At 61.4% G+C, this 16,661-nt stretch carries 10 protein-coding genes; 8 read left to right on the forward strand and 2 right to left on the reverse strand.

Going from position 1 to position 16,661, the window contains the following annotated elements; all coding sequences use genetic code 11:
- Positions 1–18 precede the first annotated feature (18 nt).
- The 5 genes from UIB01_RS01465 (at position 19) to UIB01_RS01485 (ending at position 11,700) form a co-directional block, all read left to right on the forward strand.
- Entirely contained in the window at positions 19–2,067 is a 2,049-nt protein-coding gene (locus UIB01_RS01465; RefSeq protein ID WP_038665307.1) for a methyl-accepting chemotaxis protein, read from the forward strand.
- A 61-nt stretch (positions 2,068–2,128) separates the two neighbouring features.
- Positions 2,129–2,995 carry a CheR family methyltransferase gene (locus UIB01_RS01470; protein ID WP_038665310.1) on the forward strand — a complete coding sequence of 289 codons (867 nt, stop codon included), beginning with the start codon at positions 2,129–2,131 and terminating at the stop codon, positions 2,993–2,995.
- Between the two features lie 11 nt (positions 2,996–3,006).
- Positions 3,007–10,188: an Hpt domain-containing protein gene (locus UIB01_RS01475; protein WP_038656185.1), complete on the forward strand. Its 7,182-nt coding sequence runs from the start codon at positions 3,007–3,009 to the stop codon at positions 10,186–10,188.
- Positions 10,181–11,233, forward strand: coding sequence for a chemotaxis protein CheB (locus UIB01_RS01480; RefSeq protein ID WP_038656188.1), 1,053 nt, complete (start codon positions 10,181–10,183; stop codon positions 11,231–11,233). Before UIB01_RS01475 ends, UIB01_RS01480 begins: the two co-directional genes overlap by 8 nt.
- Positions 11,230–11,700 (forward strand): chemotaxis protein CheW, encoded by a 471-nt coding sequence (locus UIB01_RS01485; RefSeq protein WP_038656189.1) that lies wholly within the window; start codon positions 11,230–11,232, stop codon positions 11,698–11,700. Before UIB01_RS01480 ends, UIB01_RS01485 begins: the two co-directional genes overlap by 4 nt.
- A 21-nt stretch (positions 11,701–11,721) precedes the next feature.
- On the opposite strand, the gene UIB01_RS01490 is transcribed toward UIB01_RS01485, so the two are convergent.
- Entirely contained in the window at positions 11,722–12,438 is a 717-nt protein-coding gene (locus tag UIB01_RS01490; RefSeq protein WP_038656191.1) for a 16S rRNA (uracil(1498)-N(3))-methyltransferase, read from the reverse strand.
- Positions 12,439–12,529: 91 nt separating this feature from the next.
- Positions 12,530–13,933 carry an adenosylmethionine--8-amino-7-oxononanoate transaminase gene (locus tag UIB01_RS01495; protein WP_038656193.1) on the reverse strand — a complete coding sequence of 468 codons (1,404 nt, stop codon included), beginning with the start codon at positions 13,931–13,933 and terminating at the stop codon, positions 12,530–12,532.
- A gap of 162 nt (positions 13,934–14,095) precedes the next feature.
- Between UIB01_RS01495 and UIB01_RS01500 the strand changes: the two genes are divergently transcribed.
- From UIB01_RS01500 to UIB01_RS01510, 3 genes are all read left to right on the forward strand, one after another.
- The gene (locus UIB01_RS01500; protein WP_038656195.1) at positions 14,096–14,644 is read left to right on the forward strand and encodes a cytochrome b; all 549 of its coding nucleotides are present in this window, start codon (positions 14,096–14,098) and stop codon (positions 14,642–14,644) included.
- Positions 14,645–14,669: 25 nt separating this feature from the next.
- Entirely contained in the window at positions 14,670–15,245 is a 576-nt protein-coding gene (locus UIB01_RS01505; RefSeq protein WP_038656197.1) for a YceI family protein, read from the forward strand.
- 262 nt (positions 15,246–15,507) lie between these two features.
- Positions 15,508–16,650, forward strand: coding sequence for an efflux RND transporter periplasmic adaptor subunit (locus tag UIB01_RS01510; RefSeq protein WP_038656199.1), 1,143 nt, complete (start codon positions 15,508–15,510; stop codon positions 16,648–16,650).
- The last annotated feature ends 11 nt before the right edge of the window (positions 16,651–16,661 follow it).

Here is a 16,661-nt window from a genome sequence, read left to right on the forward strand (position 1 = left end):
GGCGGGGGCCGGATAATGATCAGAAAAATAGATGCTAATGCTTTGTTGAGCGGGGTGCGCAGCAATACGCTGACCACCGGTTTGTTCGTTGTGCTGGTCGTTTCGATCGTATTGCTGTTCGCGAACTTCGCTTACGTCAATACGCAGGCGGATCACGATAACGAGTACATCGCTCACGCAGGAGAGCTGCGCGTACTGTCCCAGCAGATCGCCAAGGATGCCGTGGAAGCGGCGACTGGCACGCAGGAGGCGTTCGCGTCTCTGAAACAGGCCCGTAACGACTTCAACCAACGCTGGGCTTATCTCTCGCAGGGCAACGAGAGCATCGGTCTGCCGGCCGTGCCCGAGTCACTGCGCGCTGAGGTCAGCGCGGTGGAACAGGACTGGAGCACGCTGCGTCGGGACACCGATGCCATCCTTTCCAGCGAACAGACCGTTCTTTCGCTGCACCAGGTAGCCAGTACCCTGGCTGAAACCATCCCGCAGCTGCAGGTCGAGTATGAGGAAGTCGTCGACATTCTTTTGGAGAGTGGCGCACCGGCAGCTCAGGTTTCGGTAGCCCAGCGTCAATCCCTGCTGGCCGAACGTATTCTCGGCTCGGTGAACAAGGTGCTTTCCGGTGACCAGGACTCCGTTCAGGCAGCCGACATGTTCGGTCGCGATGCGAGCCTGTTCGGTCGCGTTCTGAATGCGATGATCGAAGGTAACGTCGCTATGGGCATTACCGCTGTGGCCGATGAAGAAGCGCGGGATCGTCTCTCTGAGATCGCAGAGCTCTTCCAGTTCGTATCCGGCTCGGTGGATGAAATTCTCGAAACGTCCCCTGAGCTGTTCCAGGTGCGCGAATCGGCGAACAGTATCTTCGAAGTTTCCCAGACCTTGCTGGACAAGACCTCTGCGCTGTCGCAAGGCCTGCAGAGTCGTGCCGATGCGCGTTATCTGAATACCATCCTCGGCTATGTGCTTGGTGCCCTGGCACTGGCTTCCATCATTCTTATCGGTCTGGTGATGGTTCAAGAAACACGTCGCCGTCTGAGCGAAACCGCCGAAAAGAACGAGCGTAACCAGGCAGCGATTCTGCGCCTGCTGGACGAAATCGGTGACCTTGCTGACGGTGACCTGACGGTAGCCGCCACCGTAACCGAAGACTTCACCGGTGCGATTGCAGACTCCATCAACTACTCCATCGACCAGCTGCGTGAACTGGTAGCCACCATTAACCAGACCGCTGTTCAGGTGTCGGGTGCGGCTCAGGAAACCCAGGCGACAGCAATGCATCTCGCCGAGGCGTCGGAACACCAGGCGCAGGAGATCGCCGGTGCCTCTGCGGCAATCAACGAAATGGCCGTTTCCATTGACCAGGTATCGGCCAACGCCGCGGAGTCTTCGGCGGTAGCGGAACGCTCGGTTGCCATCGCCAACAAGGGTAACGAGGTGGTGCACAACACCATCACTGGCATGGATAACATCCGCGAGCAGATCCAGGACACGTCCAAGCGGATCAAGCGTCTCGGTGAGTCGTCGCAGGAGATCGGTGACATCGTTAGCCTGATTAACGACATTGCCGACCAGACCAACATCCTTGCACTCAACGCGGCGATCCAGGCATCCATGGCCGGTGACGCAGGTCGCGGCTTCGCGGTGGTAGCGGACGAAGTACAGCGCCTGGCAGAGCGCTCTTCCGCAGCGACCAAGCAGATCGAGGCGCTGGTAAAGACCATTCAGACCGACACCAACGAGGCGGTCATCTCGATGGAGCAGACTACCTCCGAAGTAGTGCGCGGTGCTCGCCTGGCGCAGGACGCCGGTGTGGCACTGGAAGAGATCGAGAAGGTATCCAAGACGCTTGCGGCGCTGATCCAGAACATCTCCAACGCGGCACGTCAGCAGGCTTCTTCGGCCGGCCACATCTCCAACACCATGAACGTGATCCAGGAGATCACCTCGCAGACCTCGTCGGGCACCACGGCTACGGCCAAGAGCATCGGAAACTTGGCCAAGATGGCCAACGAGATGCGCCATTCCGTTTCCGGCTTTACCTTGCCGGATGCTCCGGATCAGGCCTGACTTGAGCAGTGCGGCAGTCATTTGATGGCTGCCGCCGATGATCACGAGCGAGGGGCAGGGCATGCAGCCGAGGTTTGACTGGGCATTGGAGCCCTTGGCCGATATGTCGCCGGCGGAACTCCATGACTGGCAGACGCTTCTCGAAGAGCGTTCCGGCATGGTCGTCAGCGAACGCAGACGCAGCTTCCTGCAGGCCAATCTGAGTGCTCGCATGCGCGAGGTCGGTGCTCCCGACTACGCCAGTTACTACCGTAAGGTCACTTCTGGTCCTCGTGGTGCGGTTGAGTGGTCGACACTCATGGACAGGCTGACCGTGCAGGAAACACGTTTCTTCCGGCACCCCGCCTCTTTTGAGCTGCTCGGTTCTTATCTGGGCCAGCGCATCGAACAGGGGACGCCTGGGCGGCCCCTGGCGTTGTGGAGCGTAGGTTGCGCAAGTGGAGAGGAGACCTTTTCGCTGGCCATGGCCACTGCAGAAATACTGGCCGGGCGCGACTCCGATGGGGGTTTCGGGGTTACCGGAACCGACATCAGCTTGAGCGCTTTGGCCAAGTCCCGTGCAGGGATCTACGGCGCTCGCAAACTAGAGCAGGTCGAGCCGTCGCTGCGTGAGCGTTATTTCCTACCGCTGCCCGATGATCGTTTTCAAGTTATTCCTGCCCTGGCTGCACGTGTGTGCTTTGCAAGGCTCAATGTGCTGGAACTGGCGAGCTCGCCTATCTCCGGCATGGACGTCATTTTCTGTCAGAACCTACTGATCTACTTCCGCCGCTGGCGGCGTCGAGAGATCCTCAATCGCCTGGCGGATTGCCTGGCGCCCGGAGGATTGCTTGTGATCGGCGTCGGGGAGGTGGTCGGTTGGCAGCATTCGGAATTGCTTCCGGTGGCCAACGATCAGGTTCTGGCTTTTACCCGGAAAAGTTTATGAGCGGAGTCGCTATGGGTGATCGGCACGATTATGTCGCCCTGGAGTGGGTGAAGGGCGAGATTGCCGAAACGCTTAAGCAGGCGCGTCAGGCCCTGGAGGCGTTCGTCGAGAATCCGCAGGACTCGACGCGCATGCGCTTTTGCCTGACCTATGTGCATCAGGTTCACGGCACTCTGCAGATGGTGGAGTTCTTTGGTGCTGCGTTGCTCGCCGAAGAAATGGAGCAGCTGGCGCGAGCGCTGCTGGACGAGCGCGTGACCAACCAGGGCGAAGCGCTTGAGGTCATGATGCAGGCCATCCTGCAGTTGCCCGCCTACCTGGATCGCATTCAGAGCGCTCGCCGCGATCTGCCGATGGTGGTTCTGCCGCTGCTCAATGATCTACGTGCCGCTCGCGGTGAGAAGCTTCTTTCCGAAACCAGCCTGTTTTCACCTGATCTGTCGGGGCGAACCCCAGCACTTTCCCAGGAGTCGGTCGAGCGCCTGCGTACGGAAGAGCTGCCGGCACTGTTGCGTAAGCTGCGTCAGATGCTGCAGGTCGCGCTGGTTGGAGTGATTCGCAACCAGGACCTGCCAACCAATCTCGGCTACATGGCTCGCGTATTCGCCCGTCTGGAAATGCTCTGCAAGGATGCGCCCCTGGCGGCGTTGTGGCAGATCGCATCGGGCATGGTCGAAGGTCTTGCCAGTGGTGGCGTTAGCAATGGCACCTCGGTCCGCACCTTGTTGCGTCAGGTCGACAAGCAGCTCAAGCGGCTGGTCGAGGAAGGGGCTGACGGTCTCAATCAGGCTGCGCCGGATGAGCTGACCAAGAACCTGCTGTTCTACGTCGCTAAGGCGCCGGGGCAGACGCCGCGCATTCAGGAGCTCAAGCAACTCTACCGTCTCGACGAGGCGTTGCCCGACAGCGCTGTAGTCGATCAGGAGCGTGCTCAACTGGCGGGCCCTGACCGCGGTGCGATGCGCTCGGTAGTAGCTGCCCTTTGTGAGGAGCTGGTGCGGGTGAAGGACAGCCTGGACCTGTTCGTACGCAGCGATCGCAAAGTCATTTCCGAACTGGCTAATCTCGAGGCTCCGCTCAAGCAGATAGCCGATACCTTGGCGGTGCTCGGCTTCGCGCAGCCACGCAAGATCATTCTCGACCAGATCGTCCTCGTCCAGTCCGTAGCGCAGGGGCAACAGGCGCCTGACGACGCCGTGCTGATGGACATCGCCGGTGCGCTGCTTTATGTCGAGGCTACCCTTGCAGGCATGGTCGGCGGCCCCGCGGAGGAGCGTAGTGAAGCGAGCCACCTGCCGACCACCGACGTCGCACAGATCCATCAGCTGGTGATCCGCGAAGCGCGCAATGGATTAGAGCAGGCCAAGGACGCGATCATCGAGTTCATCGCCTCCCAGTGGAACCACGAGCATCTTGCCCGGGTGCCGGAGCTGCTGACACAGGTTCGTGGCGGTCTGGCAATGATTCCCCTGGAGCGCGCCGCGGGCTTGCTAGAGGCGTGCAATGGATATATTCAGGACCAGCTCCTGGCGCGCAAGGCCGTGCCTGACTGGCAGAGCCTGGATACTTTGGCCGACGCGATCACCAGCGTCGAGTACTACCTGGAACGCCTGTCCGAGGACTGCGGTACTCAGGGCGATCTGATCCTGGATGTTGCCGAAGATAGCCTGCAGAACCTCGGCTACTCGCTGGGCCGGGCGCAGTCGCATCAAGACGAGACTTCGGCGACCGTCGAGGAGCTGGTCGACCCGCTGGACGAAATCGAAGTGTTGCCTGAAGAGCCGGACGCCTCCCCAAATGCGTTCGACTTCGCTCCGAACGTTCAGGAAGACTTCCAGCCTTCCGCGGAGCCCGAGCTGGCGAGCGAGCCGCAACCGCTGTTGGAACGCCATGTAGAATTCAATGCCGACGCTGGGGAAGCCGAAGCAGAGTCCGAATGGGTACTGGAAGACCTGTCCGGCGAAGAGGAAATTGTTTTTAGCCTGCCTGATGAAGTTCAGGAGCATGAAGCGCCGACTGTTGTAGCTGAAGAGGAATTTGCCCTGAGCGACTGGAGCGAGGCGCAGGTCGCCGAGCTCGGTCTTCCAGACGTGACGCTGCCGGAATATTGCGAATCGGAGGCAACGCCGGTTGCTGAGCCTGAGCCGGCGCTTAGCTTGGAGCAGGTCATGGCGGCACCAGTGGCTGCCATCAATCCGCCGGCCCAGAACGTTCCGTTGAGTCTCCTGCCGCCTCCAGCGGACGAAGAACCGGTCGATGAGGATCTGCTGGAGGTCTTCATCGAGGAAGCTGCGGAAGTTCTGGAGGCGATAGGCGAGCAGCTGCCGCGGTGGTTCGCTGACACCGACGACAAGGAGTCGTTGGGCGAAGTCCGCCGAGCATTCCATACGCTCAAAGGCAGCGGCCGGATGGTGCGTGCGCTGATTATTGGCGAACTGGCCTGGTCCATCGAGAATCTGCTCAACCGGGTTTTGGATCGCAGCATCGAGGCAACCGATTCGGTCAGGCAGGTGGTGACGGATGTCGTCGCGCTGATGCCGGTCCTGGTCGAAGAGTTTGCGGCCAAGGCCCAGCGCCAACGTGATGACGTCGATCGACTCGCTGCTACAGCACATGCGCTGGCCAAAGGGCAGGCGGTGGTGCTCTCGCAGCCCGAAGAGGCGCCCACGGCGCCAGTAGTCGAATCGTTGCCAGCTGCATCGCCCCAGAGGGATGACGATGCATTGGACCCCCAGTTGTTGGAGATCTTCCGCAACGAAGCTGAGTCCCATTTGAGCACTCTGGTCAGTTTTCTTGCCGATTGCGCCCAGCGACTCCCGCAGCCGGTCACCGACGCGTTACAGCGCGCGCTGCATACGCTCAAGGGCAGTGCGCATATGGCTGGCATTCTTCCGGTCGCGGAAATCGCGACACCGCTGGAAAAGATGGTCAAGGAGTTCAAGACCAACCTGATCCAGATGGATATGGCAGAAGCCGAACTGCTGCATGAGGCCGAATCGCTGTTGCGTCAAGGGCTGGCCAATCTTGACCTTGAACCGTTGGCGCCAATTGAAGGTGCGCCCGAGTTTCTGGCAAAGGCGCATGCCTTGCACCAGGCAAGGCTGGTGCAAGCCGGCGCCCGTCAGCACAACGACGCTGGCGAGGCTCGCGATCCAAACATGATTGCGCTGTTCCTCTCCGAAGGCATGGATATCCTGCTGGATGCCGAAGACCTGCTGCGCAGTTGGCGCGAGCATCCGGCCGAACGTCAGGAGCTTTCGGCCCTGCTACAGGAGCTGACCACGCTCGGGCAGGGCGCAAAAATGGCCGATCTGCCGCAAATGGAGGCGCTGTGTCAGGTACTCCTGCGCTTGTACGCCGTAGTTGAAGAAGGCCGGCTTGCCGTCAGCGAGCGGTTCTTCGATGACGTCGAGCAGGGGCATGAGGCGCTGGTCGGGATGATGGACCAGGTAGCTGCCGCGCTGCAGGTCAGTGAACAGTCGGAGCTGGTTGCCAGGCTCGAGGCATTGCTTGCCGAGGCCATCGATCCGCTGTCGCTGGAGCAGCCGTTTGAGCCGGAACAGGTCGCCGCCTCGGTCGAAAGCGCGTTGACACTATTGCCAGCCGAAGCCGAAGCCGAAGCCGAAGCCGAAGCCGAAGCCTGGCCAGAAGAAGAGGCCCCGCAAGGCGAGGCGCAGGACGATCTCGACCACGAAATGGTTGAAATCTTCCTCGATGAAGCTGTCGATCTGATGGAGAGCGCAGGTCATGCGCTCGATCGCTGGCTTGCTGATCCAGCCAACCAGATGGCGCTGTCAGCGCTTCTGCGCGATCTACATACCCTCAAGGGGGGCGCCCGGATGGCTGGGATCCGCCCCATTGGCGACCTGGCGCACGAGTTGGAGTCGCTTTACGAAGGGCTTTCGGACGGTCGTTACGTCCATTCGCAAGAACTCGCCACGCTCCTGCAGCGTAGCCACGATCAGCTGGCCTTGCAGCTTGAACAGCTGCAGCGCGAAATGCCGATGAGCTGTGCCGATGCATTGATCGCGTCGATGAAAGCTTTTCGCCAGGGAGTTTTGCCGGCATTCGATCCAGTTGCGACGACCGACGTCGGTCTACCTGCCGATGTAGAAGATCCGTTTTCTAATGATGAGCTGGTCCCGATCGAGCACCAGCCCTTCGAGTCGCTAGACGAGTCACCATCCTCTGGTTCCTTTGATGTTCCGCTGCTTGATAACGACGACGATCAGGTCGAGACGACGGAGGGCGGGGAAGCCGCAGCGGAACAAATTCATGTAGGTGCTATTGCGCCCAGCGAGGAGCTGGATGAAATCGAACTCAGCCTTCCGGAGATAGAGCAGGCGCCAGCATCGTTTGACGGTCCGGATGAGATCGACGCTGTAGAACGTGATCCTGAGTTGGTGGAGATATTCCTCGAAGAAGGCTTCGATCTCATCGAAAGCGCCGCGGGTGGTTTGCAGCGGTGGATGGCGGATGTTGATAACAGCTTTGAGCTCGAGGCGCTACAAAGAGACCTGCACACCCTCAAGGGCGGCGCGCGGATGGCGGATATTCGCGAAATTGGCGATCTATCCCATGAGCTCGAATTTCTCTACGAAGGGCTGTGCGCCGGTAGCTACCGTGCCAGCCCCGAGCTTTTCGGTCTTTTGCAGGCCTGTCAGGACCGTCTGGCGGAAATGCTCGAGGCCGTGCGAGCCCACCAGAAGGTTCCTTCAGGTGATGCCCTGATCGAAACGATCCGTCGCTTTCGTAACAGCCCCGAAGAACAGTTGAGCATTCCCAGCAGCGTATCGCTGAAGGCCGCTCAAGAAGACGCGCAGCAGTCCGCCGAAGCTGAAATTCTCGACATCTTTGTCGAGGAAGCCGATGACCTGCTGGAGGAAATGGAGTCGGCGCTAGGCCGTTGGGATGCCGGGCGCGGGGATGCAGCGCCCCTGGGGGACATGCTCCGCGTGCTGCACACGCTGAAAGGCGGTGCGCGCTTGGCCGGGCAGATTGCCCTGGGCAACATGGCCCACGATCTGGAACAACGGTTGAGTGAGGCGCAGCAGCAGGGCGCGCCTTGGCCGGATAGCCTGTTTCTGGATGTTCAGCAGGGTTACGACGCGCTGTTGAAAGATGTCGAGCAGATTCGCGCGAGTCTGGCAAACGAAGGTAACGAAGCGGCACAGCCTGAAACGCAGGATTTGGAGCCGCAACAGCCGAGTGAGCCGGTAATGCTGGCGCAGCCGATCGTCGCAGCCAGCACCCTACCCACGCCGAATAGCAGCCCGGCGAAGGTGTTGCCATTTATTCGGCGCGCGCAGCTGGCTGCCCAGGATGCTGCCGCACGACGGGCGCCGCAGGAACTGGTCAAGGTTCCCGCGGACCTCCTCGAGGGTCTGGTCAATCTGGCTGGTGAGACTTCGATCTTCCGCGGTCGGGTCGAGCAGCAGGTCAGTGACGTGGGGTTCACCCTCGGTGAGATGGAGGCGACCATCGAGCGTGTGCGCGATCAGTTGCGCCGCTTGGATACCGAGACCCAGGCGCAGATTCTCAGCCGCTACCAGGCCGAGGCCGAGCGTGCCGGTTACGACGATTTTGATCCGTTGGAAATGGACCGTCACTCGCAGCTGCAGCAGCTTTCGCGCGCACTGTTCGAGTCGGCCTCCGACTTACTCGACCTGAAAGAAACCCTGGCGGCGCGCAACCGCGATGCCGAAACCCTGCTGCTGCAGCAGGCGCGGGTCAATACGGAGCTGCAGGAAGGACTCATGCGTACCCGCATGGTGCCCTTCGAGCGCCTGGTTCCGCGCCTGCGTCGGATTGTTCGGCAGGTCGCTGGCGAGCTCGGCAAGCAGGTCGAGTTCATGGTCGGCAATGCCACCGGCGAGATGGACCGCAGCGTGCTCGAACGAATCGTTGCGCCGCTGGAGCACATGTTGCGCAACGCAGTCGACCACGGCATTGAGTCGGTCGAGCGCCGTCGCGCTGCTGGCAAGCCTGAGCAGGGCGTGATTCGCCTGGATCTGGCGCGGGAAGGCGGCGACATCGTGCTAACGCTGGCGGACGATGGCGGCGGCATCAACCTGGATGCGGTGCGGCGCAAGGCGATCGAACGCGGCTTGATGTCGGCCGATAGCGACCTGTCCGAGCATGAAATCCTGCAGTTCATCCTGGAAGCCGGTTTCTCCACGGCGGAGCGCGTTACGCAGATCTCCGGGCGTGGTGTAGGCATGGATGTGGTGCACTCGGAGGTCAAGCAGCTTGGCGGTTCGATGAGCATTGAATCGACCCTGGGCCAGGGCACGCGCTTCCTGATTCGGCTGCCGTTCACGGTGTCCGTCAACCGCGCGCTGATGGTGTATTCCGGTGAGGATCTGTATGCGATTCCGCTGAATACCATCGAAGGTATCGTGCGCGTCTCGCCGTATGAGCTGGAGGCCTACTACCAGCCGGATGCACCGCGCTTCGAATATGCCGGGCAGGCCTATGAGCTGCGTTACCTCGGCGATCTCCTTAACAACGGCCAGAAGCCCAAGCTGGTGGGGCAGAGCTTGCCGTTGCCAGTGATTCTGGTGCGCTCTAAAGAGCACAGCGTTGCGGTGCAGGTCGACAGCCTCGCCGGTTCTCGTGAAATTGTGGTGAAGAGCCTCGGGCTGCAGTTCGCCGGCGTACATGGCATTTCCGGTGCGACTATCCTCGGCGATGGCCGGGTGGTGGTGATTCTCGACCTGCTGGCGACCATCCGCGTGCTCCATGCCCATCAGCTCACTCAGCTGCAGCAGCCGCGCCTGTTCGATCAGGCGCATGAGCCTGTCGAGGTCGAAAGCGAACGGCCGACGCTGGTCATGGTGGTCGATGACTCGGTCACCGTGCGCAAGGTCACCAGTCGTCTGTTGGAGCGTAACGGCATGAACGTGCTGACTGCCAAAGACGGCGTGGACGCCATCACCCAGCTGCAGGAGCGCAAGCCGGACATCATGCTGCTGGATATCGAGATGCCACGCATGGACGGCTTCGAAGTGGCCACCCTGGTGCGTCACGATGAGCGTCTGAAGGACCTGCCAATCATCATGATCACCTCGCGTACTGGCGAGAAGCACCGCGATCGCGCACTGAGCATCGGCGTCAACGAGTACCTCGGTAAGCCGTACCAGGAATCGGTGCTGCTCGAGGCCATTCAGCGGTTGGTCCACGCCGATGTCTGACGTTCTCTGCGCACGCATTGCGGTACTCGCCGATACCTCGCTGCAGCGCCACGTGCTGCAGCAGGCTCTAACCGGCAGCGGTTATCAGGTCGTGCTCAACAACGACCCGGCGCGCCTCGAACCGGCCGATCTGGATAGCACCGAAGCCGACCTCTGGCTGGTCGATCTGGCGCAAACCGAAGATTCCCCGCTGGTGGACGCATTGCTCGAGCGGGACACCACGCGGGTGCTGTTCGGTGAGGGGCATGCGCCTGAGCGGCATTCGGAATTCTACCCGCGCTGGGAGCGCAGCCTGTTCAGCAAGCTCAAGCGTCTGGTGGGCGATCCGTCGCGTGCCGTAGGCCCGCGTCTGGATGTGCTACAGGGTGAAGGTCAACGTCCCGAACGCCTGACGCTGCCGCCGCTGCTTGCCGACAGCACACTGCGTGCCGGTGAGCCGGCAAGCCAGATATGGCTGCTGGCAGCTTCGCTGGGTGGGCCAGAGGCGGTAAAAACCTTCTTGGATGCTTTGCCTGGTGGCCTGCCGGTGGGTTTCATCTACGCCCAGCATATCGAAGCCAGCTTCGAATCGGCGCTGTCTCAGGCCGTGGGCCGGCATAGTCAGTGGCAGGTTCGGCAGGTCCAGCCTGGCGAACCGGTGCGTTGCGGAGAGGTGATCATCGCACCTATTGCCGAGGAACTTGGGTTCGAAACCGACGGCAGCACGCGCATGAATGGTCGCTGCTGGCCCGAGCCGTACAGTCCTTCGATTGATCAGATGATGCTGAATCTGGCCCAGCAGTTCGGCGAGCGCTGCGGCGTCATCGCCTTCAGTGGCATGGGCAGCGACGGTAGCGCCGCCGCCGCGTATGTATTGCGCCAGGGTGGTAAGGTCTGGACCCAGCGCGCCGACTCTTGCGCCTGCTCGAGCATGCCGGACAACCTTCGCGAAGGCGGCTACAGCTCCTACAGCGGTGATCCGCGCGAGTTGGCTCAGGCCTTGGTCAATCATCTGGTTAATCAGGTCGGCATGCCCACCACGTCTTTTCAACGGAATAATTCATGAGTCAGATGGTCGTTTCTCAGGATGCGGAAAGCCTCACAGGGCTGCTGATGCCTCTCGCCGATCGCATGTTGCTGATGCCTAACGTCGCGGTCGCCGAGTTGATTCCCTATCGCGCACCACAGACGGCGCAGGGCATGCCCGCGTGGTTTCTCGGGCAGGTGCAGTGGCGCGACCTGAGTCTGCCGCTGCTATCGTTCGAAGCCGCCTCCAGCGGCCAAGCGCAGCCGGTGGGCAATGCAGCCCGAGTGGCCGTGCTCAATGCGGTCGGCGGGCGCGATCACGTGAAGTTCATCGCGCTGTTGGTGCAGGGTATTCCGCACTCGATCAAGGTCGACGCCAGCCTGGCACGTGCAGATGTGGCGCTTGCACCGTTGGAACTGGATGCCGTCAACCTTGGTGACGTGCAAGCACGCATTCCCGATCTGATTGGCCTGGAACAGAAGCTCGCTGATGCCGGCCTGATCTGATACGGCTACCGGCTCGCGGCCTCAGAAATCTCCCCACAGCTGCTGCGCCACGCTCAGGGCCACCACCGGAGCAGTCTCGGTGCGCAGCACCCGCGGACCGAGCCTGGCCGGCAAAAATCCCTGAGCGGCTGCCTGCTCTACTTCGCTTTCGCTCAGGCCACCTTCTGGGCCTATCAGAAATGCCAGCGTCTGCGGCTTCGCATGGCTCGTCAGCGGCTCGGCTACCGGATGCAGTACCAATTTCAGGTCTGCTTCGATGGTCAGCCAGTCGCGCAGGCTGATGGGCGCGTGGATTATCGGCAGAACCGACCGGCCACACTGCTCACACGCGCTGATCGCTATCTGCCGCCAATGCGCCAGACGCTTGTCTGCACGCTCATCGCTGAGGCGCACTTCGCAGCGCTCGCTGATGATCGGAGTGATCTGCGTTACGCCCAGCTCGGTGGCTTTCTGGATCGCCCAGTCCATGCGCTCTCCGCGCGACAAACCCTGGCCCAGATGTATCTGCAACGTCGATTCCGGCATTCCATTCAGGCGCTCGTGCAGCTCGACGGTAACGGTCTTTTTGCCCACCTCCAGCAGTTCGCCGCGAAATTCATCGCCACTGCCGTCGAACAGTTGCACGGCGCTGCCGGCCGCAAGGCGCAGCACCCGGCTGATGTAATGTGCCGATGCTTCGGGCAGCGGATGCTGGCCGAGCGAGAGCGGGGCGTCGATGAAGAAGCGGGATAGGCGCATAGGGCAGCTACAGGCGGGAAGTCGGGGGCTACAAGTCTAAAGCATCGGCAGCCCGACTCGCAGGCCGCCTTGCTCCGGAAAGTGTTCGACGTCAGCCCGGATCGCGGAACCCCGGATATTCGCCGCACGACACGGATACCGAGGCTTCTCGCGTGGCAATGTCTATGCCCTCTGTTGCAACCGCGGCAAGAAAGTCGATCTGCTCCTCGGTAATGCAATATGGCGGCAGGAAATACACCACGCTGCCGAGCGGACGCAACAGCGCGCCGCGCCCCAATGCATGTTGGTAGACTTTCAGACCGCGCCGTTCCTGCCAGGGATACGCGGTGCGGCTGGACTTGTCCTGAACCATTTCTATGGCCAGCGCCATGCCGGTCTGGCGGACCTCGGCAACGTGTGGATGGTCAGCGAGGTGCGCGGTGGCGTTGGCCATGCGCGCTGCCAGCGCCTTGTTCGCTTCGATGACATTATCCGCGGCAAAGATATCCAGCGTTGCCAACGCTGCGGCGCAAGCCAGCGGGTTGCCGGTGTAGGTGTGCGAGTGGAGGAAGGCCCGCAGCGTCGAATAGTCGTCGTAAAACGCCTGATAGATCCTGTTCGTAGTCAGCACCGCGGCCATGGGCAGGTAACCGCCGGTGAGGGCTTTGGACAGACAGAGGAAGTCGGGCGTGATGCCGGCCTGCTCACAGGCGAACATGGTGCCGGTGCGGCCGAAACCCACGGCGATCTCGTCGTGGATGAGATGTACCTCGTAGCGGTCGCAGGCTTCACGCAGCAGCTTGAGGTAGACCGGGTGATACATGCGCATGCCGCCGGCGCCCTGGATCAGTGGCTCGACAATGACCGCGGCGATGTCCTGGTGATGCTCGGCCAGCGTCTGTTCCATGTGCGCGAACATCTGTCGCGAGTGTTCTTCCCAGCTCACGCCGTCGGGCCGCAGGTAGCAGTCCGGACTCGGCACCTTGAAGGTGTCCAGCAGCAGCGGCTTGTAGGTGTCGGTGAAGAGCGCGACGTCGCCCACGGACATCGCTGCGACGGTTTCGCCGTGGTAGCTGTTGGTCAGGGTGACGAAGCGCTGCTTCTGCCCGCGACCGCTGTTGCGCCAGTAGTGAAAGCTCATCTTCAGTGCGACTTCGATCCCGGTGGAGCCGTTGTCGGTATAGAAGACGCGCTCCAGGCCGGCTGGCGTCAGCGCGACGAGCCTTTCCGACAGCTCGACCACCGGCTGGTGGCTGAAGCCGGCGAGCATCACGTGCTCGAGCTGATCGACCTGGTCCTTGATACGCTGATTGATGCGCGGATTGGCGTGGCCGAACACGTTGACCCACCAGGAGCTGACTGCGTCGAGGTAGCGCTTGCCATCGAAGTCCTCCAGCCATACACCTTCGCCGCGGCGTATGGGAATCAGCGGTAGCTGCTCGTGGTCCTTCATTTGCGTGCAGGGGTGCCAGAGTACGGCGAGGTCGCGTTGCATCCAGCTGTCGTTCAGGCTCATCGTTACTCCTCCGCGGTGAGTCGCGAAGCCTAGCAGAACTGACGACCCCGGCTCGATGCGATCAGTTATCGAATTGCTCGATGTTTCAAAGCGAAAAAATTCGCGCTATTCCGATAGGTAACCGGCTAGGCTTCAAGTCCTCGAAATTGAAGGACGGATTCGATGCGCTGGCGTAACTCCCCCACCCGCTATGGGCTGACCAGTATCGCGCTGCACTGGTTGGTTGCCCTGGCTGTATTCGGTTTGTTCGGCCTCGGCTTCTGGATGGTTGGACTGACCTACTACAGCAGCTGGTACCGCACAGCGCCCGATCTGCACAAGAGCATTGGCGCAGTGCTGTTCCTGGTCATGCTGCTGCGGGTGCTCTGGCGTTTCGTCAGTCCTGCGCCGGCGCCGCTCGCCAGTCAGGGTCGGCTGACCCAGACGGCCGCCAAGCTCGGTCACGGGCTGCTCTATGTCGGCCTGTTCGTGGTGATGGTTTCGGGCTACCTGATATCCACCGCCGATGGCCGGGCGATCAGTGTGTTCGGTCTGTTCGACGTGCCGGCGCTCGTCACGTCCATTCCCAACCAGGCTGACAGCGCCGGCCTGGTCCACGAATACGCCGCCTGGGCGCTGGTAATCTTCGCCGTCGTCCATGCCCTGGCTGCGCTCAAGCACCACTTCATCGACCGCGACGCGACGCTAAGGCGCATGCTCGGTCGTAACTGATCACCATCCGATAGGAGACTCATCGATGCTCAAGAAAACGCTCGCGGCACTGGTCCTCGGTTCTGCACTGGCTGGCGGCCAGGTAATGGCCGCCGACTACGCCATCGACAAGCAGGGTCAGCATGCCTTCGTCAACTTCAAGATCAGCCACCTCGGTTACAGCTGGCTGTGGGGCACCTTCAAGGACTTCGACGGTGGCTTCAGCTTCGACGCTGCCAAGCCGGAAGAAAGCAAGGTGAACGTCACGCTGAAGACCGCCAGTGTCGACACCAATCATGCCGAGCGCGACAAGCACCTGCGCAGCGACGATTTCCTCAATGTCGCCAAGCACCCGACGGCAACCTTCGAGTCGACGTCGGTGAAGACGACCGGCGATGGCACAGCCGACATCACCGGCAACCTGACCCTCAATGGCGTGACCAAGCCCGTAGTGATCGCCGCCAAGTTCATCGGTGAGGGCAAGGATCCGTGGGGTGGCTATCGTGCCGGCTTCGAGGGCAGCACGACGCTGACGCTCAAGGACTTCAACATCAAGATGGATCTGGGCCCTGCCTCGCAGACGGTCGACCTGATCATCTCGGTGGAAGGTGTGCGCAAGTAAGTAGCGCCTAGTGGATCCGAACGCCGGCAGCTCGCCGGCGTTCTGCGTTGCAGCAGGGCGTATATGGAATGGTCCTGCGAAGCGGGCAAACCTGCGCCAGGTCGTCTATGACGCATGTTTCGCAACATTTATATGGGAGCGATAAGCGTTTGCCGGTTTACAGACAGTCATGGATGTAAGTATATTTCGGCACATTCCGCTCACCGTGTTCGCGGCGCGTTGTCGCTCAATCCCGCCTGCCAGGTTTTCAAGAGGTCTATCCATGTCACTCAAGTCAGCCAATGCTGCCCTGATGTCCATTCTCGCCATGGCTGTTTTCCTGGCGGGTTGTCAGGAAGAAGCGGCGCCACCGGCGCAGCAGAAGCCCACGGTAGGTGTCGTGACCCTGCAGGCGGAGCCCTTTGCCGTGACGACCGATCTGCCGGGGCGTACCCGCGCTTACCGTATCGCCGAGGTGCGTCCGCAGGTTAACGGCATCATCCAGAAACGCCTGTTTACCGAAGGCAGCGACGTGAAGGCCGGGCAGCAGCTGTATCAAATCGATGCATCGGTTTACGAGGCCACGCTCAAGAGCGCTCAGGCGAGCGTCGCTTCCAGCAAGTCACTGGCCGACCGCTACGCCGAGCTGGTCAAGGATCAGGCCGTCAGCAAACAGGCCTATGACGAGGCGCGGGCTGCCAGCCTGCAGGCCGAAGCCGAGTTGGAACGGGCCCGGATCGATGTGCGCTACACCAAGGTGTTGGCGCCGATCTCCGGCCGTATCGGCCGTTCCGCCGTCACCGAAGGAGCGCTGGTCAGCAACGGGCAGACGCAGGAATTGGCGACCATTCAACAGCTCGACCCGATCTACGTCGACGTGACCCAGCCGGCTCGTGATCTGCTCGCGCTGCGCCGTGATCTGGCCGAAGGGCGCCTGCAGAAGTCCGGAGACAACGCGGCAAAGGTTACCTTGAAGCTTGAGGATGGCAGTGACTACGAGCATGAGGGCAAGCTCGAGTTCAGTGAAGTGACGGTGGATTCCGGCACCGGATCGGTGACCCTGCGCGCCGTATTCCCGAATCCTGACAAGGACCTGCTGCCGGGGATGTTCGTGCATGCGCAACTGGTGGCGGGCATGAAGAGCGAGGCGATCCTGGTGCCCCAGCAGGGTGTCACGCGCAACACCAAGGGCGATCCGACCGCAATGGTGGTCAACGCCGAGAGCAAGGTCGAGGTGCGGCCGATCAAGACCGAACGTGCCGTGGGCAATCGCTGGTTGGTCGGCGAAGGCCTGCAGCCGGGTGATCGCGTGATCACCGAAGGCCTGCAGTTCATCCAGCCGGGGGTGGAGGTCGAAGTGGTGCCGGCGACCAATGTCGATAATCGCGGTGGGGTGCCAGCGCAGCCCGAAGGCCAAGAAGGCTGAGGGGTTTTAGT

The sequence above is a fragment of the Stutzerimonas decontaminans genome, from assembly GCF_000661915.1.
Taxonomy (GTDB): Bacteria; Pseudomonadota; Gammaproteobacteria; order Pseudomonadales; family Pseudomonadaceae; genus Stutzerimonas; species Stutzerimonas decontaminans.

What these genes read in the sequence shown, in the direction of transcription:
- UIB01_RS01470 (WP_038665310.1), top strand. Translation starts at nt 2,129, where the DNA reads ATGCAGCCGAGGTTTGACTGGGCATTGGAGCCCTTGGCCGATATGTCG.
- UIB01_RS01475 (WP_038656185.1), top strand. Translation starts at nt 3,007, where the DNA reads ATGGGTGATCGGCACGATTATGTCGCCCTGGAGTGGGTGAAGGGCGAG.
- UIB01_RS01480 (WP_038656188.1), top strand. Translation starts at nt 10,181, where the DNA reads ATGTCTGACGTTCTCTGCGCACGCATTGCGGTACTCGCCGATACCTCG.
- UIB01_RS01485 (WP_038656189.1), top strand. Translation starts at nt 11,230, where the DNA reads ATGAGTCAGATGGTCGTTTCTCAGGATGCGGAAAGCCTCACAGGGCTG.
- UIB01_RS01490 (WP_038656191.1), bottom strand. Translation starts at nt 12,438, where the DNA reads ATGCGCCTATCCCGCTTCTTCATCGACGCCCCGCTCTCGCTCGGCCAG.
- UIB01_RS01495 (WP_038656193.1), bottom strand. Translation starts at nt 13,933, where the DNA reads ATGAGCCTGAACGACAGCTGGATGCAACGCGACCTCGCCGTACTCTGG.
- UIB01_RS01500 (WP_038656195.1), top strand. Translation starts at nt 14,096, where the DNA reads ATGCGCTGGCGTAACTCCCCCACCCGCTATGGGCTGACCAGTATCGCG.
- UIB01_RS01505 (WP_038656197.1), top strand. Translation starts at nt 14,670, where the DNA reads ATGCTCAAGAAAACGCTCGCGGCACTGGTCCTCGGTTCTGCACTGGCT.
- UIB01_RS01510 (WP_038656199.1), top strand. Translation starts at nt 15,508, where the DNA reads ATGTCACTCAAGTCAGCCAATGCTGCCCTGATGTCCATTCTCGCCATG.